Origin of the sequence: Brevundimonas sp. (assembly GCF_046295075.1) — a bacterium.
Classification (GTDB): Bacteria; Pseudomonadota; Alphaproteobacteria; order Caulobacterales; family Caulobacteraceae; genus Brevundimonas.
On record NZ_JBKBOC010000010.1, the window covers coordinates 71,565 to 91,862 of the forward strand.

21 protein-coding genes are annotated in these 20,298 nt (G+C 68.5%); 10 read left to right on the forward strand and 11 right to left on the reverse strand.

The genetic code is table 11. From position 1 onward, the window contains the following. Window positions 1-11 precede the first annotated feature (11 nt). Window positions 12-683, reverse strand: a complete 672-nt coding sequence (locus tag ACK4MH_RS09720; protein ID WP_409717463.1) for an HAD-IA family hydrolase — start codon at window positions 681-683, stop codon at window positions 12-14. Between the two features lie 42 nt (window positions 684-725). Beyond that, complete coding sequence (locus ACK4MH_RS09725; RefSeq protein ID WP_409717465.1) at window positions 726-1,562, reverse strand: tetratricopeptide repeat protein; 837 nt, start codon at window positions 1,560-1,562, stop codon at window positions 726-728. 85 nt (window positions 1,563-1,647) lie between these two features. Between ACK4MH_RS09725 and ACK4MH_RS09730 the strand changes: the two genes are divergently transcribed. Both ACK4MH_RS09730 and ACK4MH_RS09735 read left to right on the forward strand, forming a co-directional pair. Further along, a complete protein-coding gene (locus ACK4MH_RS09730) occupies window positions 1,648-3,030 on the forward strand; it encodes a leucyl aminopeptidase family protein (RefSeq protein WP_409717467.1) in 1,383 nt (460 codons plus the stop codon). Window positions 3,031-3,114: 84 nt separating this feature from the next. Next, complete coding sequence (locus ACK4MH_RS09735; RefSeq protein WP_409717469.1) at window positions 3,115-3,900, forward strand: NlpC/P60 family protein; 786 nt, start codon at window positions 3,115-3,117, stop codon at window positions 3,898-3,900. Here the strand turns inward: ACK4MH_RS09735 and mmcB are convergent. Genes mmcB through thpR form a run of 4 tightly spaced genes read right to left on the reverse strand, consistent with a single transcriptional unit; the run spans window position 3,897 to window position 6,089 of the window. Continuing rightward, on the reverse strand, window positions 3,897-4,340 hold the full coding sequence (mmcB, locus tag ACK4MH_RS09740; RefSeq protein WP_409717471.1) for a DNA repair putative endonuclease MmcB: 444 nt from the start codon (window positions 4,338-4,340) through the stop codon (window positions 3,897-3,899). The two genes, ACK4MH_RS09735 and mmcB, sit on opposite strands and share 4 nt — an antisense overlap. Window positions 4,341-4,386: 46 nt before the next feature. After that, the gene (locus ACK4MH_RS09745) at window positions 4,387-4,911 is read right to left on the reverse strand and encodes a lipocalin family protein (RefSeq protein ID WP_409717473.1); all 525 of its coding nucleotides are present in this window, start codon (window positions 4,909-4,911) and stop codon (window positions 4,387-4,389) included. Between the two features lie 57 nt (window positions 4,912-4,968). Beyond that, a complete protein-coding gene (locus tag ACK4MH_RS09750; protein WP_409717475.1) occupies window positions 4,969-5,553 on the reverse strand; it encodes a GNAT family N-acetyltransferase in 585 nt (194 codons plus the stop codon). Further along, the gene (gene thpR / locus ACK4MH_RS09755; RefSeq protein ID WP_409717529.1) at window positions 5,550-6,089 is read right to left on the reverse strand and encodes an RNA 2',3'-cyclic phosphodiesterase; all 540 of its coding nucleotides are present in this window, start codon (window positions 6,087-6,089) and stop codon (window positions 5,550-5,552) included. Before thpR ends, ACK4MH_RS09750 begins: the two co-directional genes overlap by 4 nt. A 130-nt stretch (window positions 6,090-6,219) precedes the next feature. Here thpR and ACK4MH_RS09760 point away from each other — a divergent pair, with 130 nt between their 5' ends. Next, a complete protein-coding gene (locus ACK4MH_RS09760; protein ID WP_409717477.1) occupies window positions 6,220-6,969 on the forward strand; it encodes a Bax inhibitor-1/YccA family protein in 750 nt (249 codons plus the stop codon). A gap of 114 nt (window positions 6,970-7,083) precedes the next feature. Then, a complete protein-coding gene (locus tag ACK4MH_RS09765; protein WP_409717479.1) occupies window positions 7,084-7,884 on the forward strand; it encodes a hypothetical protein in 801 nt (266 codons plus the stop codon). A gap of 1 nt (window position 7,885) precedes the next feature. Here ACK4MH_RS09765 and ACK4MH_RS09770 read toward each other — a convergent pair whose 3' ends face one another. After that, window positions 7,886-8,221: a DUF2794 domain-containing protein gene (locus ACK4MH_RS09770; RefSeq protein WP_409717481.1), complete on the reverse strand. Its 336-nt coding sequence runs from the start codon at window positions 8,219-8,221 to the stop codon at window positions 7,886-7,888. A gap of 288 nt (window positions 8,222-8,509) precedes the next feature. Next, window positions 8,510-9,841 carry a trypsin-like peptidase domain-containing protein gene (locus ACK4MH_RS09775; RefSeq protein ID WP_409717483.1) on the reverse strand — a complete coding sequence of 444 codons (1,332 nt, stop codon included), beginning with the start codon at window positions 9,839-9,841 and terminating at the stop codon, window positions 8,510-8,512. 159 nt (window positions 9,842-10,000) lie between these two features. Here ACK4MH_RS09775 and ACK4MH_RS09780 point away from each other — a divergent pair, with 159 nt between their 5' ends. Together ACK4MH_RS09780 and rlmN are read left to right on the forward strand one after the other, a co-directional pair. After that, window positions 10,001-10,300: a DUF6356 family protein gene (locus tag ACK4MH_RS09780; RefSeq protein ID WP_409717485.1), complete on the forward strand. Its 300-nt coding sequence runs from the start codon at window positions 10,001-10,003 to the stop codon at window positions 10,298-10,300. An 80-nt stretch (window positions 10,301-10,380) separates the two neighbouring features. Then, window positions 10,381-11,553, forward strand: coding sequence for a 23S rRNA (adenine(2503)-C(2))-methyltransferase RlmN (gene rlmN / locus ACK4MH_RS09785; protein ID WP_409717487.1), 1,173 nt, complete (start codon window positions 10,381-10,383; stop codon window positions 11,551-11,553). A 105-nt stretch (window positions 11,554-11,658) separates the two neighbouring features. On the opposite strand, the gene ACK4MH_RS09790 is transcribed toward rlmN, so the two are convergent. Then, the gene (locus ACK4MH_RS09790) at window positions 11,659-11,985 is read right to left on the reverse strand and encodes a hypothetical protein (protein WP_409717489.1); all 327 of its coding nucleotides are present in this window, start codon (window positions 11,983-11,985) and stop codon (window positions 11,659-11,661) included. Window positions 11,986-12,127: 142 nt separating this feature from the next. Between ACK4MH_RS09790 and ACK4MH_RS09795 the strand changes: the two genes are divergently transcribed. Together ACK4MH_RS09795 and ACK4MH_RS09800 are read left to right on the forward strand one after the other, a co-directional pair. Next, complete coding sequence (locus ACK4MH_RS09795) at window positions 12,128-12,568, forward strand: DUF350 domain-containing protein (RefSeq protein ID WP_409717491.1); 441 nt, start codon at window positions 12,128-12,130, stop codon at window positions 12,566-12,568. Window positions 12,569-12,580: 12 nt separating this feature from the next. Continuing rightward, window positions 12,581-13,411 (forward strand): serine protease, encoded by an 831-nt coding sequence (locus ACK4MH_RS09800; RefSeq protein WP_409717493.1) that lies wholly within the window; start codon window positions 12,581-12,583, stop codon window positions 13,409-13,411. A 53-nt stretch (window positions 13,412-13,464) separates the two neighbouring features. On the opposite strand, the gene ACK4MH_RS09805 is transcribed toward ACK4MH_RS09800, so the two are convergent. After that, window positions 13,465-16,317 (reverse strand): M16 family metallopeptidase, encoded by a 2,853-nt coding sequence (locus ACK4MH_RS09805; protein WP_409717495.1) that lies wholly within the window; start codon window positions 16,315-16,317, stop codon window positions 13,465-13,467. Between the two features lie 248 nt (window positions 16,318-16,565). Between ACK4MH_RS09805 and ACK4MH_RS09810 the strand changes: the two genes are divergently transcribed. Further along, the gene (locus ACK4MH_RS09810; RefSeq protein ID WP_409717497.1) at window positions 16,566-18,299 is read left to right on the forward strand and encodes an ATP-binding protein; all 1,734 of its coding nucleotides are present in this window, start codon (window positions 16,566-16,568) and stop codon (window positions 18,297-18,299) included. Here the strand turns inward: ACK4MH_RS09810 and ACK4MH_RS09815 are convergent. Then, the gene (locus ACK4MH_RS09815; protein WP_409717499.1) at window positions 18,296-19,165 is read right to left on the reverse strand and encodes an isoaspartyl peptidase/L-asparaginase family protein; all 870 of its coding nucleotides are present in this window, start codon (window positions 19,163-19,165) and stop codon (window positions 18,296-18,298) included. The two genes, ACK4MH_RS09810 and ACK4MH_RS09815, sit on opposite strands and share 4 nt — an antisense overlap. A 108-nt stretch (window positions 19,166-19,273) precedes the next feature. On the opposite strand from ACK4MH_RS09815, the gene ACK4MH_RS09820 reads away from it, so the two are divergent. Next, a complete protein-coding gene (locus ACK4MH_RS09820; RefSeq protein WP_409717501.1) occupies window positions 19,274-20,275 on the forward strand; it encodes an NADPH:quinone oxidoreductase family protein in 1,002 nt (333 codons plus the stop codon). Window positions 20,276-20,298 lie beyond the last annotated feature (23 nt).

A 20,298-nucleotide genomic window follows, 5' to 3' on the forward strand; every position in this document is an offset into this window, starting at 1 on the left:
TAGACGCGGGCCTATGCAGGTTGACCTAGATGGAGGAGGAATTCTCCATCTTCGCCGTATTCCAAGATTGCATCCGCATAGTCCACCAGCTTGGGGTGATCCGTCGGAAGCGGATGGGTCCAGGCGGCGGTGATGACCAAGACATCGGCCCCGGCCGCTTCGCCCGCCCTGATGCCGGCCTCGGCGTCCTCGAACACCAGGCAGTCGGCGATGTCGAAGCCCAGGGTCGCCGCAGCCTTCAGATAACCGGCGGGGTCGGGCTTGCCGCGTTCGACGTCGTCGGCGGTGATCATGACGGCGGGCGGGGTCACACCGGCCGCCTTCAGCCGGGCGCGGGCCAGGGGGACAGACGCGGAGGTCACCACGGCCCAGCGGTCGGGCGGCAGGCGCTTGAGAAAATCTATGGCGCCGGGAATGGGGGCGACGCCCTCCACGTCCTCGATCTCGCCGCGTTCGACCCAGGCGACCTCGGCGGCCAGGTCGATGTCGGGCAGGTTCTGGTTGCGGATGGTGTCGATGGCGCGGACCCCGTGCATGACCGACAGCAGGGCCTCGACGTCCAGGCCGTGACGTCCGGCCCAGCGGGTCCAGACCCGCTCGGCGGCGAGGGTCGAGGTGATCAATGTGCCGTCCATGTCGAACAGGAAGGCCTGGTAGGCGCGGGGTGTGGGGAGGGAGGTCATGGCCTCATCCACCACGCGCGCGGCCCAACCGCAACGGGCGGATCAGCCGCCTTGCAGCGAATTCCAGGTGCGGGCCGTGTCGGTCGTCGGCGTGTTCGTCGGTGCGCCGCCGCTGGACGGCGCGGCGCCGGCCGTGCCGCGCGCGCGCAGCCAGCGCAGGTTCTGCTCGGCCTGTTCGGGCGGCAGTTCGCGGCGCAGGATCTGTTCGGCCTCGCCCATCTTGCCCTGCAGGCCCAGCACCATGGCCAGGTTCTGGCGCACCTTGGCCGAGGCGGTCGGCTGGGCGACGGCGCGGCGCAGCAGGGTCTCGGCGCCCGGCGCATCGCCATGGGTCAGGGCGGCGGTGGCGGCGTTGGTCAGGACATCGGGGTTGTCGGGCGACAAGGCCAGGGCCTGGTTCCAGGCGGCGCGGGCGTCGTCGGTCCGGCGCACCTGCTCATAGGCCACGCCCAGCAGAGAATAGGCGCGCCAGTCGCGCGGCGCCTGATTGCGGGCCTGCTCCAGGGGCGCAACGCCATAGAAGGCCTGGCCCCTGGCGATGTGGGCGCGGCCCAGCTCCAGCAGGGCGTCGAGATTGTTCGGCTGGACGGTCAGGGTCGCCTGGGCGGCCTCGGCGGCCTGGTCGTAGCGGCCCAATTCACGCAGCGCCTGCGCCAGCTTTACGCCTGCGACGGCATCGGTCGGATTGGCTTCCTGTTCCGAGGTCCAGAAGACCGAACGCGACAGGGCGTCCATCCGGTCATAGGTGGCGCGGACTTGCGCCGAGGACGGCGCACGGGTCTGGGCCGATGAGGCCGGCGTCGGGTCGGCCGCCAGGGCCGATCCCCCGGACAGGGCGATCAGGGCGATGGTTGCGAGAAGGGCGGGCATGCGCGACATGGGGCGGGTCCAGGCGGTCCTTGGGTCTTGCCTCTAGGGTCGCCTGTTCACGTCAACTGATGGTTAACTTCGTTTCGAGGGCCGCATGTCCATCTCGCATCTCCTGCTGGTTTCCGCCCAAGACGGCGACGGCGCGATCCCGATTCGCTTCGTTCAGGCGGGCGGTGAGCTGGACGGTGCGTCCCGCCGCTGGGGCGATTTGCACGGATTCGAGGGCCAGGCGGGCCAGCTGCTGGTCGTGCCGAGCGCAGATGGCGACGTCGCCCAGATCGTGGTCGGCACGGGGGCGACGTTCGATCCGATGAGCGTACGGGGCCTTTCGGCGCGGCTACCGGGCGGCCTGTATCGTCTGGATCTGGCGGCCGAGGATGCGGAACTGGCGACCCTGGCCTTTCTCCTGGGGGCCTATGTGTTCGACCGCTACAAGGCCCGGCCTGATCGGGCGCCGGTCAGGCTGGTCGCGCCGGACGGGGTGGATGTCGCCGAGGTCTCGCGCATCGCCGCCGCCTGCGCCCTGGCGCGCGAGATGGTCGATACGCCGGCCGCCGACATGGGGCCGCTGCAGATCGAAACCATCGCCCGCGAGATCGCCGAGAGCGCCGGGGCGACCATCACTGTGGTCGAGGGCGACGCCCTGCTGGAGGAGAACTATCCGGCCGTTCACGTCGTCGGCCGGGCGGCCGCCCCGCACCGGTCGCCGCGCATGATCGAGATCGGCTGGAAGCTGGACCAAACCGACCTGCCGCTGGTGGCCCTGGTCGGCAAGGGGGTGGTGTTCGACACTGGCGGGCTGGACCTCAAACCCGCCGCCGGGATGCGGAACATGAAGAAGGACATGGGCGGATCGGCCCACGCCCTGGCCCTGGGACGGCTGGTCATGCAGGCCGATCTGCCGGTGCGGCTCGCGGTCATCGTGGCGGCGGTGGAGAATGCGGTTTCGGCCGACGCCTTCCGGCCCGGCGACGTGCTGAATAGCCGCAAGGGTCTCACCATCGAGATCGGCAATACGGACGCCGAAGGACGGCTGATCCTGGCCGACGCCCTGACGCGAGCGGGCGAGCACGAGCCCGATCTGACCCTGGACTTCGCCACCCTGACCGGCGCAGCGCGGATCGCCCTGGGGCCGGACCTGCCGCCTCTCTATACCGACGACGAGACCTTGGCGGCCGGGCTGTTGGCGGCGGCGGCGCAGGTGCGCGATCCCCTTTGGCGGATGCCGCTGTGGGCCGGCTATCGCGGCGCACTCGACACCGAGATCGCGGACCTGAAGAACGATCCGTCCGCCTGGGCCCAGGCGGGTTCGGTCACCGCCGCCCTGTTCCTTCAGAAGTTCGCGCCCACGACCGGCGCCTGGGCGCATATGGACATCTTCGCCTGGAACCCCCGCGCCCGGCCTGGCTACCCCGAAGGCGGCGAGGCCCAGGCGTTGAGGGCCTGCTTCCAATATCTGAGAACGCAGTTTTGTTGATTTTCTTTCGCAAAGGCGGCGGCCGTTAACGGCCCCTAAGCCATCGGGGGGATAAGGCTGTGGGCTCAATCACGCGAGTTCACGTTGACAGACGTTCTCGATCTTCTTCCGCCCGGCGACCGCCTTGCTCGCCCCGACCTCGCCGAACAGGCGCTGGAAGGGCTGGTGCGTGCGGACGCCTATCGCGCGACCGAAGCCATGCACTGCCGCGCGGCCGTGGCGGACATCCTGTCCGACGCCGACGGGCGGATCGATCAGCTGCTGCACGGTGAAATCTTCGACGTTCTGGACCGATCGAACGGCCGGGCCTGGGGCCGGGCGCGCCGGGACGGCGTGGTCGGCTGGGTGGTGCTGGACAGCCTGTCGAGCGGAGCGCCGTTGGCCGCCTATCGTGTCGCGGCCATCGACGCCGCCCTGCCGCTGAATTCTTTGGTCGTCGAAGCGGCTGCGGGTCTGGACCAGGCCGATCTTCAGCCGATCGGGGAGTTCGAAGCCGATCTGGTCGCTGTGGCTGAACGGCTGCTGGGCCGCCCGCACGAGCTGGGCGCGCGGTCTTCGATCTCTACCGACTGTTCCGGTCTGGTCCAGCAGGCCCTGCTGGCATGCGGCCTGCCGGGTCCGCGCCGGTCGAACGCCCAGGCCCAGATCGGGCAGGCGATCTCCGCGTCGGACATTGAGCGCGGCGACATCGTCGTCTGGCTGGCGCCGGACGGCGATCAGAACTGGACCGGTCATTCGGCCCTGATGCTGGACGGTGAACGGATCATCCATGCGACCGGCGGCAAGGGCGTGGTCGTCGAACTCTTGGCCGAGGTCGATGCGCGCCTTGTCGTCGAAGGCTTCGCCGCCGCCGCCTTCCGCCGCCTTTAATCCCGCAAGGTCCGCATCGCGCCCAGCCGGGCGAAGGCCAGGGTCAGGGCCTTGCGTCGTGCGGGCGCCAGCGTCAGCAAGGGCGCGTCGCGCACCACCGCGCCGCCGAAGCCGTCGGCGACGATCAGGCCTGGCTCATCAGGCAAAATCTCTTGCGGAAACTCGGGCGCCACGGCGAAATAGAAGGTGTCGCAGAACGGTCCGTACTCATGCCATTTGCGATCGACGCGGTAGTCGTCGACGCCCGACTTGACCTCGCAGATGACGATGTCGCCCTTACGCCCGATGGCCATGACATCGGCGCGGCGGCCGTTGGGCAGACAGACCTCCAGCAGCGGCGCATAGCCCATGTCCATCATCAGACGCGCCGCGCCGCGCGTGACCGATTGCGTGGTCTGGGGGCGGCTGAAGACGAGTTCGAGGTGGGCGACGGCGGACATGCCGACAGCTTATGTTCCGGCTACGTTCCAACCGCAAGCGGCGTCTTTACAGGCCCGTGTGCACCAGGCGGCCGGTGCTGAAGCCCAGGGCGCGGACGCGGGTCAGGATGCGGTCGCGCTCGGCCTGGGACGCATTCTGATTGCGATGCCAGATCCACCAGTTCGACTTGTCCGGCAGGCCCATGATGGCCCAGCTGTAGTCCGGCGCGTGATCGTAGACCCAGTAGTTCTGACCCGCGAGGCCGCCGAAGCTGAGCAGGCCGGTCAGGCTGAACCGGAACTTGGCGTTGGTCGCAGTGTCGGTGACGCGGGCGTTGGCGCGCAGGGTCTCGACCCGACCGTCGCTGCGGCGGGTGCAGGTCACGGCGATGGCGTAACGGTCGGCGGCGTCGCGCGGCGTGAAGTCGATCTGGGCGCGGCTGCAGTCCTTCTGGACATTGTTGTGGTTACGCTCGATCTCGAACCAGCGGCCGTCGAAGCGGTTCAGATCGACGTTCGACGCCTGGGCGAATGCCGTCGCCGGCAGGACGGCGAGGGCGGCGAAAGCGGCGATCAGGCTGGCGCGAAACATGGGCGTATCCTCGTTCGATCTGGAGGGGATACGGCGCGGCGACGCGATCGGTTGCTTTCAGCGTTTCAGGCGCGACCGATTGACCAACCACGCGCTGCGCGTCTGGCCCCACAGATCGACGGCGTGGTCCTGGAACGGTTCGGGCAGCAGGCCCGGTCCGCGATTGCGCGATCCCAGCCGCGTCGCCACTGCCGCAGACGCCAGGTTCTCCGGGTCGATACAGTGGATGACGTCGTCCCAGCCCAGCACGTTGAAGGCATAGTCCATCGTCGCGGCGGCGGCCTCGACCGCATAGCCCTTGCCGGTGGCGTCGCGGTGCAGGCTCCAGCCCACCTCGCGGCCGGGCCAGCCATAGGGATGCAGCGGCCCGATACGTCCCAGCCACAGGCCGCTCGACTTCTCCAGGATGGAGAACATGCCCTCTCCGCTCAGTGCCCACATGCCGGCGATCGAACAGATGGTGCGCCAGACCTGGGGCGCGGGCTGGACGCCGCCGATGAAGCGCGTGGTCTCGGGATCGGCCATGAACTCAGCCCAGCGCGGAAAGTCCTCGACCGCCGGCGGACGCAGGATCAGCCGTTCAGTTTCAAGCGTGGGACCCAAGACGACATGGGGCGGCACGACGTAGGCGAGATCGCTCACAACAGATACTCCCGTTCCAACTCATAGTGGCTGCCGTTGTCGGTCAGGACGCTGGAATACAGCCCGAAGCGGTCGATGCGGATCGGCGGCGAGTGCAGCAGATTGTGCCCGGCCATCCAGGCGCCGATGCGGTCGGGATTGGTCTGGGTCTTCAGATAGGCCAGGGTGACGTGCGGCTTGTAGGTGCGTGCCTCCATCCTGATCCCCGCCCGTTCGCCGGCCGACTTGCAGCGCCCGGCCAGAACCGACAGCCGCTCGTTGGGCGTCTCGACCCCGGCCCACAGCGTATGGCTGCGGTGGTCGTCGCCGAAACAGCCGACGCCTTTCAAGGCGATCTCGAACGGGCCGCCCGCCACGCGCGCCAGCTCCGACGCCAGGTCGTCGGCGCGCCGTTCGTCGGTCTCGCCATAGAAGGACAGGGTGACGTGCAGGGCGTCCAGCGGCCGCCAGCGCGCGCCGGGCAGGCCGGATTGGCGCCGCTTCAGCGTGTCTCCGACATCGGGCGGCAGGGTCAGGGCGGTGAACAGGCGAAGCATGCGACCGAAGGTAGCGGCAGGAACAACGGCCTCCAAGTCCGGTTTTCCTTGCAGCGAGGGCCTCGGCTCACGATATTCAAACCCTGTGACCGGAGAAGCCTCTCCGGCCAATCGGAGAAAGTTCGTCGCCATGAGCGATTTCAACAACGGCTACGCCCGTCCTCTGCCGCAGACGGCCGACATGTCGGTCGACGCCGGCCTGCGCAGCTTCATGCTGGGCGTCTACAATAAGCTGGCCCTGGGCTTGGTGGTCGCTGCCGCCCTGGCCTACGTCACCGGCAATGTGCCCGCCGTGCAGCAACTGCTGTTCGCCCAGACGGCGGACGGCCGGGTCGGCCTGACCATGCTGGGTATGATCGTTCAGTTCTCGCCGCTGGTGATGCTGTTCGGCTCCATGTTCTTCATGAAGAACCCGTCGGCCAAGGGCGTGAACCTGCTCTACTGGGCCGTGGTCGCCACCATCGGCGCGGGCCTGGGCATCGTCTTCCTGCGCTACACCGGCGCCTCGCTGGCCTCGACCTTCCTGGTCACGGCGGCGGCGTTCGGCGGTCTCAGCCTGGTGGGCTACACCACCAAGAAGGACCTGACGGGCATGGGTACCTTCCTGATCTTCGGCGTGATCGGCCTGATCATCGCATCGGTGGTGAACATGTTCCTGCAATCAGGCACCTTCTACCTGATCATCTCGGGTCTGGGCGTGCTGATCTTCGCAGGCCTGATCGCCTACGACACCCAGCGTCTGAAGATGACCTACTACGCCTTGGGCGGCGACCAGAACGCGATGGGCGTGGCCACGGGCTTCGGCGCTCTCAGCCTGTTCATCAACTTCGTGAACCTGTTCCAATTCCTGCTGGCCTTCATGGGCGGCAACCGGAACTGAGGTCTGTCGCAAGACGGATGCGGAAAGGGCCCCTCGCGGGGCCCTTTCTTTTTGCGCGACGATGTGGATACGTCAGGGTTGTGCGGGGTTGGCTGCATGGGTTGGGGGCGCTGCGTGAACCTTCGAATTCTGTTCTTCGTCATCGCTCTTTGCGCCATGGGCGGCCCTGTCGTTGCGCAGGAGCGGCCAGCGCCCGTCCAGACCTTTTCAATCGAAGAGACAGGGCGGCTGGGTCAGGCGATATGGCGTCAGGACGTCGCCGCCGCGCGGGCCACGGATGCCCTGCTGGCCCAATCGGACGGTCAGGCGCCGCAAGGGCTGATCGGCTGGATCGTAACGCCCGAAGGCGACACACAGCGCGTCCGCTTCCTGGCGGGCGAACCCGATGCGCCGCGTGCGTTCAAGGACGTGGTCGTGGATGCGCAGCTGAAGGCCGGGGCGGTCGTCGACGCCGTCGACCTTGAGCTTTCTCCTGACGAGCGCGCTCAGTTCGCGGCGCGGAACACAGCGGCCCAGGCCATTGGTCCCCTGCGCTGCGCGGCGCGATACAATGCGGTGATGCTGAAAGACCCGGAGGGCGAGGGTTGGCTGGTCTGGCTGCTGGCGTCGACGACCCAGGCCAATGTGGTGCCGATGGGCGGCCACTATCGCTTCCACATCAGCGCCGACGGCAAGACCGTGGAGAAGCGCGAGCAGCTTTCCGGCAGTTGCCTCGACATGGACAGGCGGCAGGCGCAACAGGGCGGCCAGACCGTCGGCCTGGTCACCAGTATCCTGGTCGCGCCACAGCCGTTGGAGGTTCACGTCTTCCTGTCTCTGCTCAACCGGCTGCCGATCTATGCAATGGCCGGGGACAAACTGTGGGAAGTCCAAGGCGCACGCATTCGCGAGGTCACGCCGCCCACCCGCCGATGACCTAATCCACCACCTGGAACTTGCGGCCGTCGAAGATCCGCAGCACCTGTGCCAGGTCGCGCCCGCGTTTCAGGATCTGGCCCCCTTCGCCGATGACGGCCCACTGGCCCTGGCGGGTCTGGAGGGCGGGGCGTTTTTCGATGCGGTAGAGGGGGGCGTCGCCGGAGCGGCGGAAGACGGCGAACTCGGCGAAATCCTTGTGTCCGACCATGGCGTAGTCGCGCCATTCGCCTTGGGCGACCATGCGGCCATAGACCCGCAGGATCGGGTCCAGCTCACCTCGGTCGAAGAAGACGGGGCCGGCGGTGGGCGCCGCCTCGTGAGGGTTGATGCTCATGCCCCTCAACTTAAGGATACGGCGGCCCGGCGCCAGTGGCCGCAAGGAAAACGCCGCAGACACGAAATGGCCCCGTTTCGGTCCTTCGCCCGCCCGGTTGGGCGACGAAATGTCGATCATCGGCTCGTCGGAGTTCGGAAGCGTCCCGGATCCTGAACAGCCCCCCCAGCCCCCCTGGATGTTTCCACGAAGGGCTCCGGCGGCCGATGCTTCCTCCAAGCGAGCGCCCGCCCTGCCTTTCCCCTCCCCCTCCCTGGCAAGGCGGGCGTTTCGCTGTCTGGACCCCGCCTAAAGCGCCAGGGTCAGGCTCAGGGTCTCTCCATTCCGCAGCACGGTCGCCTCGACCGAGCCCGTCGCGCTCTGCAGGGCGGTGGCGGCCGCCTGGGCGTCGGCCACGGGGCCGCCGCCGATGGCGGTGATCAGGTCGCCGGCCGTCAGCTCGGCCTGGGCGGCGGGCGAGCCGGCGGTGACGGCGACGACCTGGGCGCCGCCATCCTGATTGCGCAGGGTCGCGCCATAGGCCAGCACCGACTGGGCGCCGACGACCACCGGCTGATCCACCGGCGTCTCGACCGACAATGACGTCGCAGCCTCGCGGCCGCCGCGCAGATAGGCGACGCTGAGGTCCGAGCCGGGCGCGGCGATGCCGATGGTGGCGTTGACCGAGCCGGCGTTGGCGACGGGGCGGCCCTCGATGCGGGTGATGACGTCGTTGTGGCGCAGGCCCGCGCGCTCGGCCGGCGATCCCGGCGCGACATCGGCGACGACGGCGCCGCGCACGATGCCCAGGTGCAGCTCGCGCGCCCGCTCGGCGTTCAGCGAGCCGAAGATGGCCCCGGTCTGGCCCCGCTTGACCTCGCCGTTCTTCTTCAGCTGGTCGGCGACATACAGCATGATCCGCGTCGGCACGGCGAAGGCGATGCCGTCGTTGCCCCCGCCCAGGCCGCCCGACAGGATGGAGGTGTTGATGCCGATCAGCCGGCCTCGGCTGTCCAGCAGCGGTCCGCCGGAGTTGCCCGAGTTCACGGCCGCGTCCGTCTGGATATAGTCCTCGACCGCGTCGCCCAGGCCCGATCGGTTCAGGCCCGAGATGACGCCCATGGTCAGGGTCTGGTCCAGGCCCAGCGGATAGCCGACGGCGAAGGCCAGGTCGCCGGTGCGCAGGGTGTCGGAATCCACCGTCTGGACCTGTTTCAGGTTAAGCGGCCGGCCGTCGGGCACGATGCGCAGCACGGCGATATCGGTGGCCTTGTCCGCCCCGACCAGGACGGCGTCGAACAGGCGGCCGTCGGTCAGATCGACGGTGAATTTGCGCCCGCCCTCGACCACGTGATTGTTGGTGATCAACAGGCCCTCGGCCGCATCGACGATGACGCCGGAACCTGAGGCGTAGGGTTTGGGATCGGCGGCGTCAGAACTGGGACCGCGCGACTGGCCAAGGGTCGTCACCTGCACCACCGCCGGCAGCGAACCCTCCAGCCCCGACGAGAAGCTGAACACGCCGCGACGGGCGTCATAGGGCAGGCCGGCGGCGCCCGACTGGGCCAGCACCGGCGACGCCGAGGCCAGCAGGACCAGCGCGACGGTCACGGAGGAGACGGCCTTGAGGCGGATCGGCATGAGCATTCCCTTGAGCGAACGACGACCCTAGCCCGAGTTTTCGCTTCTGACGATGGCCCGGATGCGCGATGGACGGGCGGAATGAATGGATCGCGACAGGGGTTGCGTCCGGCGCCGTCAGGCGTGACCATAGGGACGCCGAAACAGGGAGCCCGCGCCATGAGCCAGACGACGATCGACCGGCCCCGTTCAGGCTCCACGGCCTTCGCCCGGCTGTTCCGCGATCATCCGCGCGAAGTGGGCGAGACCTATTTCGAACATATGGCCGCCTCGGCCGCCTTCGGCTTCAAACTGATGCGCTTGGCCGGCGCCGCCTTCGCCCACGCCATCGTGCCGGGCGTGCACAAGACCACCGTCTCGACCGCGATCCGGGGCATGGCGGGCGAGATGGGCGGCCGGGCCGAAGAGGCGCGAGAGACCCGGATGCGCGACGCCGGCGTCTGGGACGTCGGCCTCTAAAGCCGTCGAATCCGCCCCGGCCATGCAATCGCCGGGATCCGTGCTATATAGGCCGGCTCAACCTCACGCAGGATCCCGCCTTGAGCATCACGCTCGACCTTTCGCGCGTCTCTAACGCGCCCGCCAAGAAGGCTCCCGTCAACCTCAGCGGTCTGACGCGCGCGGGCCTGCGCCAAGCTCTGATCGACGCCGACGTCTGTCCGCCCGAGAAGGCGAAGATGCGCGCCAGCCAGGTGTGGGGCTGGATCCACCATTATGGCGTGACCGAGTTTTCGGCCATGAGCAACGTCGCCAAGGACATGCAGGTCAAGCTGGCCGAGCATTTCACCCTGGCCCGCCCCGAGATCGTCGAACGGCAGGTGTCGAAAGACGGCACCCGCAAATGGCTGATCCGCACCGCGCCGGGCATCGAGATCGAGACCGTCTATATCCCCGACGTAGGTCGGGCCGGAGCCCTGTGCGTGTCCAGCCAGGTCGGCTGCACCCTGAACTGCACCTTCTGCCACACCGGCACGCAGAAGCTGGTGCGCAACCTGACCGCCGCCGAGATCGTGGCCCAGGTCCAGGTGGCGCGCGACGATCTGGAGGAATGGCCGTCGCCCAAGGAAGACCGGCGCCTGTCGAACATCGTCTTCATGGGCATGGGCGAGCCGCTCTACAATCTGGACCATGTCGCCGACGCCATCGACATCATCTCGGACAATGAGGGCATCGCCCTGTCGCGGCGCCGGATCACCGTCTCGACTTCGGGCGTCGTGCCGCAACTGGACGCTCTGGGCACGCGCACGGCGGCCATGCTGGCCATCAGCCTGCACGCCACCAACGATGCGCTCCGCGACGTGCTGGTGCCGCTGAACAAGAAATATCCGCTGGACCAGCTGATGGCGGGCATCCGGGCCTATCCGGGTCTGTCGAATGCGCGCCGGGTGACGTTCGAATACGTCATGCTGAAGGGCGTCAACGACAGCCCCGAAGAGGCGCGCGCCCTGCTGAAACTGATCGAGGGAATCCCGGCCAAGATCAATCTGATCCCGTTCAATCCCTGGCCCGGCGTCGAATACGAATGCTCGGACTGGAAGACCATCGAGCGGTTCGCCGCCATCCTGAACAAGGCCGGCTACGCGTCGCCCATCCGCACCCCGCGCGGCCGCGACATCCTGGCCGCCTGCGGCCAGCTGAAGTCTGAGAGCGAGAAGGTCCGCGCCAGCACGCTCAGGAAGGCGGAGCAGGCGGCGGCGTCGGAAGCGGCATAGGCATCTGTTCGGCGACGATCCGAAAGATCAGCGCCCCGACAGCGCCAGCCGCTGGTGCGGGCAGAACCGCCAGTGGTCCCAATGCTCCAAAGACCACCACGGCCGTTAGCCCTGAGAGCAGGGCCCCTGCGATGGCGAGGCCAGCGGTCCGGCTCTGCCCACACGCTTGAGGATCAGATAGGTCGGTATGCCGGCACAGAAACTTCCCAGGAGGAAGAACCCAACGACGATGGGGGAGAGGTGCAGAAGGACGGCGACGGCAATGAGACCGTCGCTGAACGCCATCAGCACGCCTTGGTGAAGACCGGCGACTGTCCAAACCACACCAATGAAAAAGACGTAGGCGAAGCTTGATGCAAAAGCCGCCAGTATGGCGGCTGCGACGAGGGTGGCGACGCGCCTCGTCGTTTGCTGAATGGTCAGTGACGTCACGAGAGCACCCCCTGTGACCGATGGATGAGTTATTCACCGCCTGCTTGCAACGGCTCTTCACAACCTTCGGACACATAATGTCACGCACTGTGTCCCGGCCGCGCTTGCGGATTGGGGCGACAATCGGGCAAGGCGTCTGGGTATGGACCCGTCTCTGTCGAACGTCCTTTCCAGCGCCGAGGTGCAGGCTTTCGCCTCGGGCTTCCCGGTCATGGTCATGCACCTGATCGTCACCCTGCTGCTGCTTGCGGCGGGGGCGACGGTCTATGCCCTGCTGACGCCGTGGAAGGAGGTGGCCCTGATCCGTCAGGGCAATACGGCCGCCGCCATCGCCTTCGCCGGCATTCTGGTGGGGCTGGCCATTCCGCTGGCGGTGTCCCTGTCGGTCTCGACCTCGGTGCGCGACATCGCCATCTGGGGCGTGGCGACGGTGGTGCTGCAGCTTCTGGCGTTCCGGGTCGTGGACCTGCTGCTGACGGGCTTGCCCGAGCGGATCCGGCATGGCGAGATTTCGGCGGCGGTGGTGCTGCTGGGCGCCAAGCTGGCGACGGCCGTGATCCTGTCCGCCGCGCTGACCGGCTGATCGGCCGGGGTCATGCAGTTTCCCCGCCTGCCGGACTGGGCCATCTACGGAGCGGTGGCGGCCGTGTTTCTGGCCGTGTCGCTGGGGCGGCGCGAGAATGCGGATGCGCCGCCCGCGTCGGCGCCTGTGTCCGAGGCCGAAGGGCCGCTGCTGGGGCCGATCACCCCTTTTGACGCCGCCGTAACCGTCGATGCGGGAGATGCGCCGTTCAAACCCTCGTCCGGGACCGCCTTCTCCATCGCCGGCCGGGGCCGCTGGATCACGGCGCGTCATGTGGTGGAGGGGTGTCGAAAGCCCGCATTGGTGGTGGGGCAGGGCCGGGCCGTCGCCGCCGACGTGCGTCTGGCCCCGCGTGCCGATATCGCCTTGCTGATCACCGATGGGGGGCCGCCCGCCTTGCCGGTCGCTGCCCAGGCGCCCTTGCGCAAGGGACAGCGGGCCTTCCATCCCGGTTTCCCGCAAGGGCGGCCCGGCGAGGTCACGTCGCGCCTTCTGGGCCGCGAGACGCTGAAGGTGTTCGGACGCGGCGCGCGCGACGAGCCGGTCCTGGCCTGGGCCGAGGTCGGGCGGACAAACGGGCTGGAGGGCACGCTGTCAGGCCTGTCGGGGGCGCCTGCGCTGGACCCAGAAGGCCGGGTCGTAGGCGTCACCATCGCCGAGGCGCCGCGCCGGGGTCGGATCTATACGACGGCGCCCGAAACCTTCGGTCCCGCCATCCGGGGCGAACAGACCGCCGACGAGGACGCGCGGGGCCAGGCGGTGACGACCGAGGACTATGGCCAGGTATCGAACCGGCTGAGGCGCGATCTGCGCGTGGCCCAGGTGGTCTGCCTGTCAGTCTAGGCGGCAGCTCACCCTCCCCCTGCAGGAGAGGATGAGCTTTTCGCGTATGCCTCTTACTTCAGCGCGCCGTTGTTCAGGTTCAGGGCGCCGGCCTCGATGACTTCGAGGTTCGGGTGTTTGGCGCGCAGGGCGTCGAGGAACAGCGAGCCGTCGCCGACGATGACCAGGCTGGCGCGATTGACCGGCAGGTGTTCGGCGAAGGCGGCCTGGACCTGTTCGGGCGTCACGGCGCGGACCCGGCCGGCGTAGTCGGCGAGGTCGCTCATCGGCAGGTCATAGAGGGCCAGATTGGCGACCAGGGCCCCCAGGCCGTCCACCGTCTCCAGCGAGCGGCCGAAGCCGCCGATCAGGGTGGCGCGGCGCGGGGCCAGGTCGGCCTGGCTCGGGGTTTCGGCGCCCAGTTTGGCGATCTCGGCCAGGATCAAGTCGGCGACCTCGTCGGCGGTCTCGTTCTTGGTCTGGGTCGAGGCGGTGAAGAGGCCCGCATCCGCCCGCACGCCCAGCGACGACGAGGCGCCGTAGGACAGGCCGCGCTTGATGCGGATTTCCTGATTCAGCCGCGACGAGAAGCCGCCGCCCAGCAGGGTGTTGCCGACCGTCAGGGGGAAGAAGTCCGCGTCGGTGCGCGAGACGCCGCGAACGGCTGCGACCACGGCGGCCTGGCCTGCGCCGGGCTGGTTCACCACGACGATGCGGGGCGCCAGGACCTGGCCGGCGGGGTTGGCGGTCGCGGCAGGCGCGGCGCCGGCCGGGTTCCAGTCGCCGAACGCCTGTTGCGCCAGGGCGCGGGCGGCGTCGGGGGTGATGTCGCCCGAGAAGACCAGGGTCGCGTCCGACGGCCGATAGCGGGCGGCGTGGAATGCGGCGACGTCGGCCGGGGTGATGGTCGGCACCGTCTGTTGCGTGATCGTCGCGCCATAGGGGGCGTCGCCATAGATGACGCGGCCCACGGTCATGCCGGCGATGGCGGCCGGCTGGCTGAGGGCGACGCGCAGGCCGTCCAGAGTCTGGGCCTGCTGACGCTCAAGCTCCTCGGCGGCGAAGGTGGGGTTCTTCACCAGATCGGCCATCAGGGCGACGGTCGCCGGGAAGGCGTTGGACGGAGCGTTGGCGTAGACGTTGGAGAAGTCCACGCCCGCGCCCGCGCCGATCGAGGCGCCCAGCTGTTCGATCTGGGTGGCGATCTCGGGGGCCGTCTTCGTCTTGGTGCCTTGCGTCAGCAGGGCGGCGGTCATGGCGGCGATCCCGGCCTTGCCCGACGGATCGTCGGACGAGCCGGCGTCGAAGCTGAGGCGGGCCGAGACCAGCGGCACGCCGTCGGTCGGGGCGACCAGGACGCGCAGGCCGTTGTCGAGGCGGAAGTCGGCGACGGCAGGGGTTACGGGTGCGACCTCGGCGCCGGGCTGGGGCAGGGGGGTGCGCTCGGCCTCGGGCAGGAGGACGGCGGGCGGACCGGCCGGCGCCAGGTCGGCGACAGTGACGGGGGCGCCGACATTCATCTTCTGGACCGAGGCGGGGTTCTGGTCGTCGGCGGCGAGGAAGGTGATCGTCGATTGGCGTTGCGGCGTCAGATATTTGCGGGCCACGCGCTGGATGTCGGCGACGGTGACGGCCTGGATCTGGGCGACCTCGTCGTCGGCGGCGGCGGCCGATCCGGTGTTGATCAGGGCGAAACCGAGCGCGGTGGCGCGGTCGTCCACCGTCTCGCGGCTGCGCAGCGCATCGGCGACGATCTCGTTCTTGGCCTCGGACAGTTCCTCGGCCGAGACGGGGGCGTCACGCAGCTTGGCGATTTCGTCGTTCAGGGCGGTGACGCCCTCCTCGGCCGTATGGCCCTGGGCCATGATGGCAAGCGCGGACAGGTTGCCGGCCTGTTGCGAGAAGTCGGGGGTGGAGCCGATCTGGGCGGCGATCTGCTTGTCATAGACCAGCGAGCGATACAGACGGCTCGATTCGCCGGTGGACAGGATGCCGTCCAGCACGGTCAGGGCGGCGCGGTCGGCGTCGGCGTATTTGACGGTCGGCCAGGCGACGACGGCGGCCGGCAGCGGCACGTTCGGCGCATAATAGGTGACGTTGCGCGGGCCTGTCGGCTCGGGCTCGACCACATTGTTGACCGGGATCGGCGTGGTCGGGTTCTTTAGCGGGCCGAAATACTGGTCGATCCAGCGGTCCAACTGGGCCTGGTCGAAGTTGCCCGCCACGATCAGATAGGCGGCGTCGGGCCGGTAGTAGGTGGCATGGAAGCGGCGCACGTCCTCCAGCGACGAGGCCTCAAGCTCCTCGATCGAGCCGATGCCGGGGCGGCGATAGGGGCTTTCCTGATAGATGGTTTCGGGCACGAACAGGCCGAACAGGCGGCCATAGGGATTGGCGAGGATGCGCTGACGGTATTCCTCCTTCACCACGTCGCGCTCGGCGACGAATGTCGGCTCGTCCACGACCAGCGAGCCCATGCGGTCGGCCTCGGCGAACAGCATCCGCTCAAGGTGGTTGGCGGGCACGGTCTCGAAATAGGCGGTGGTGTCGTCGGCGGTGAAGGCGTTGTTGGACCCGCCCACATCCTCTGTCAGACGGTCGAAGGTCTCGGGCGGCAGGTTCTTGGTGGACTTGAACATCAGGTGTTCGAACAGGTGGGCGAAGCCCGAACGGCCCGCCGGATCGTCCTTGGAGCCGACCTTGTACCAGACCTGGACCGTGACGTTCGAGGTGTCGGCGCCGCGCGACGTATAGACTTCAAGCCCGTTCGGCAGGACGCGCTTGGCGAAGCCCAGCGGGGGCACGGTGACGCCCTGGGGCGCCTGAACGGCGGCTGCGGCAGGGGCAGCGGTCTCTGCGAAGGCGGGGGCGGCGAGGCCCAGCATCAGGGCCGAGGCGGCGACGGTGGCGGTGAGGCGGAATTTCATGCGGGGCTCCCAGGCCCGGAACGCCGGGCGGGGCCGACCGTATCAGCGATTGGCCGACTTGCACCTTACCGAGATGTAATGAACCGGATCGTCGGTCAGGTCGTTGGTGGACAAGTTCATGACGGCGATCTATTCGCCGAATGCCGCATTCCAGCGGCCACCCATGCCGAGGACGCGTGCCGAGACGAGCGAAAGCGACTTCTGTCTCCGACGAAAAAATCGCGGTCTGGGCCTTCGTCCTGGAAAATATGGTTACTCCGCCGGCCGTGCTCTACGGCAGTTGGGCGGCGGCCGGGCTGATCCTGGCGGCCCTGGGGCAGCCCTGGCTGGGCTTGGGATTCGCCGCCGTCGGCATGGCGTTCGACGCCTGGGCGCAGCGACGGGTGAAACGCTACCAGCGTGAAGAGGCCCCGGCGTCCGGCTGGCCCCCGGTGCTGATGGCGATCGTGTCGATGCGATTCGCCCTGGGGGTGTCGGGCCCTTTGATCGCCTGGCTGTCGAGCCCGACCCCCGATGTTCGGCTCGTGGTGATCCTGATCCAGGTCTGGTCGATCGGCGTGGCCTTCGTCCAGTTCAGCGCGGCGCCGAGGCTGCTGGCCCTGGCTGCGGCGCCCATCGGCGTCGCCGTGCTGGTGGTGATCTATCCGGCGTTGCTGGGGCCGCACGGCCTGGCGGTCGCGGCCGCCTTCGCCATGCTGGCGATCATTCTGGTCATCATCTCGCGGGCCATGCACGCCCTGTGGTGCGATCTGTTCGCGGCCGATCAACGCAACAAGGGCCTGCTGGCCGAGGTCCAGGCGGCGCATGCGGCGGCCCTGCTGGACCGCGACGCGGCCCAGGATGCACGCCAGGAGGCGGACGAGGCCAACGCCGCCAAGTCGCGTTTTCTGGCCAATATGAGCCACGAGATACGCACCCCCCTGAACGGCGTCATCGGCATGGCACAGATCATGGCCGGCGATGGGCTGGAGGACCGACAGAAGCGGCGGCTGGAGATCCTGGACCGGTCGGCCCACACCCTGCTGGACCTGATCAACCAGATCCTGGACCTGTCGCGGATCGAGGAGGGGCGGCTGGAGATCGTGCCCCAGGCCATCGACGCGGACGCCCTGATCCATGAGGTGACCGAGACGCTGAGACCGCTGGCGGACAGCAAGGAACTGGCCTTCCACGTGCGCTCGGCGGGTTTGGGGTGGCTCAGCGCCGATCCGGTGCGGTTGCGCCAGATTCTGTTCAACCTGCTGTCCAACGCCATCAAGTTCACGGCCGAGGGCGAGGTGGCGCTGGATGTTGCGCGCACGGACGCCGGGGTGGTGTTGCGGGTCTCCGACACCGGGCGGGGCATACCGGCCGATCAGATCGAACATCTGTTCACGCGCTTCGCCCAGATCGAGGCGGCGGCGGCGGACCGGCGCGACGGGGCGGGGTTGGGGCTGTCGATCGTGGCGGCGCTGGTGGACCTGCTGGGCGGTCGGATCGAGGTCGAAAGCGAGGCGGGCGAGGGGGCGACTTTCGTCGTCACCCTGCCGCTGAAGCGGACGCAGCCTGTGAAGGCCGGCCAGGATGGGGCCGACGCCGAGCCGCAGGCGGCGCTGCGGGTGCTGGTCGCCGAGGACCATCCGGTCAATCAGCAGGTGATCCGCGGCCTGCTGGGCCAGGTCGGGATCGAGGTCGAGATCGTCGATGATGGTCTTGAGGCGGTGAAGGCGACGCAGGCGCGCGCCTGGGACCTGATCCTGATGGACGTGCAGATGCCGAACATGGACGGTCCCACGGCGACGAAGACCATTCGCAAACGCGAGGCCGACGAGGAGTTGGCGCGGACGCCGATCATCGCCCTGACGGCCAATGCGATGGTGGAACAGGTCGAGGCTTATCTGGCGGCGGGCATGGATGCGGTGGTCAGCAAGCCCATCGACCTGAAGGTGCTGCTGACCACCATCTCCGACGTGATGTCAGGCCAGAGCGAGATCGGGGCCTAGTCCCTGAAGACCTCGACGCCGATCTCGCCGGCGGGGGTCAGCCAGGCGTGTTTCATGCCCTGGCTGTTGAAGGGGGCGGCGATGTTTCCGGCGGCGTCCAGGGCGATCATGCCGCCGTCGCCACCCATTTGACCGATCTCGTCGATGACGGCCTGAGTCGCCTGGGCCAGGGTCTGGCCGGCGGCGACGCGCCAGGCGACCTGGGCGGCGGCGGCGACGCGAATGAAATATTCGCCCTGGCCGGTGCAAGAGGTCGCGGCGCGGCCGTCGGCCCAGGTTCCGGCGGCGGGGATGGGGGTGTCGCCGACGCGGCCGGGCATCTTGCCGAAGACGCCTGCGGTCGAGGTGGCGGCGGCGAGGCGGCCTTGTGCGTCCAGAACGCAGACGCCGACGGTGCCGTGGCTGAGGGTTCCAGGCGGATGGTTGTCCTCGCCCTGGCCGGCGCCGGTGAACCAGGCGGCCTCGTCGGCGATGGGCTCCAGCCCCTGGTCGTGAGCGAACAGGGCCGCGCCCTCGCCCACCAGCATGACATGCGGCGTGTGGTCCATCACGGCGCGGGCGGCGACGACGGGGTTGCGGAAGCCTTGCAGGGCGGCGACGGCCCCGGCGCGTTTCGTCGATCCGTCCATGATGCTGGCGTCCAGCTCATAGGCGCCGGCCAGATTGGGAGAGGCCCCCTTGCCGGCGACGTAAAGGCCGGAATCCTCCAGCATGACGACGGCGGCGGTGGCGACGTCCACGGCGCTGTCGCCCGCGTCCAGCCGCGCCTTCATGGCATCGACCACCTGGCGCATATGCACGACCTCGGCGTCGTAGTTGCGTTCGCGCCGGGCGCCGGCGCCGCCGTGAAGGATGAGGGCGGTCATGTCGTCTTCCTGAGCCTGGTTTTCGTCGCCTCTTTCAATCGGGCGTGGCGCTGTTTAGCGTCGCGATGAAGGCCGCGCCATGTCGGCCACGGGGAAAAGGAAATCTTGATGCGTGCTGTTCTTTCGAAAGCCCCCGGCGGTCCCGAAACCTTGGTGGTCGAGGATGTGCTCGATCCGACGCCCAAGGCGGGTGAGGTGGTCATCGAGGTCAAGGCGGTCGGGATCAACTATCCCGACACCCTGATCATCGAGGACAAATACCAGTTCCGGCCCGAACGGCCCTTCTCGCCCGGCGCGGAGGTCGCAGGCGTGGTCGAGGCGGTGGGCGAGGGCGTCAAGGGCGTGCGCAAGGGCGACCGGGTCATCGCCGTGCCCGGTTGGGGCGGGCTGGTCGAACGGCTGGCAGTGCGCGCCGAGACGGTCATCCCGATCCCCGAGGCCATGAGCTTCGAGGAGGCGGCGGCCCTGATCATGACCTACGGCACCAGCTATTATGCGCTGAAGGACAGGGCGCAGCTGAAGGCCGGTGAGACGCTGCTGGTGCTGGGCGCGGCCGGGGGCGTGGGCGCCGCTGCGGTCGAACTGGGCAAGGCCATGGGGGCGCGCGTGGTCGCCGCCGCCTCGACCAACGACAAGGTGCAGTTCGCCCTGGACCTGGGGGCCGACAACGGCCTGATCTATCCGTCCGGGCCGATGGACAGGGCGGCGCAGAAGGAACTGTCGGGCGAGTTCAAGCTGGCCACCGGTCGCGACGGCGCGGACGTCGTCTATGACGCGGTGGGCGGCGACTACGCCGATCCGGCCCTGCGGGCCATGGACTGGAACGGGCGGTATCTGGTGGTCGGCTTCCCGGCCGGGATCCCGTCCCTGCCGTTGAACCTGACGCTGCTGAAGTCGGTGTCGGTGATCGGCGTCTTCTGGGGCGCCGCCGTCGCGCGCGATCCCAAGGGCCACGCCGCCAACATGGCCGAACTGATGCAGATGTACGCCGACGGCAAGATCAAGCCGCAGGTGTCCAGAACCTTCCCGCTGGAAAAGGCCGGCGAGGCGATCAAGGCGCTGGGCGACCGTCAGGCCCTGGGCAAGATCGTGGTGACGGTGGAGAGCTGAATCCTCCCCCGTTCCGCTACGCT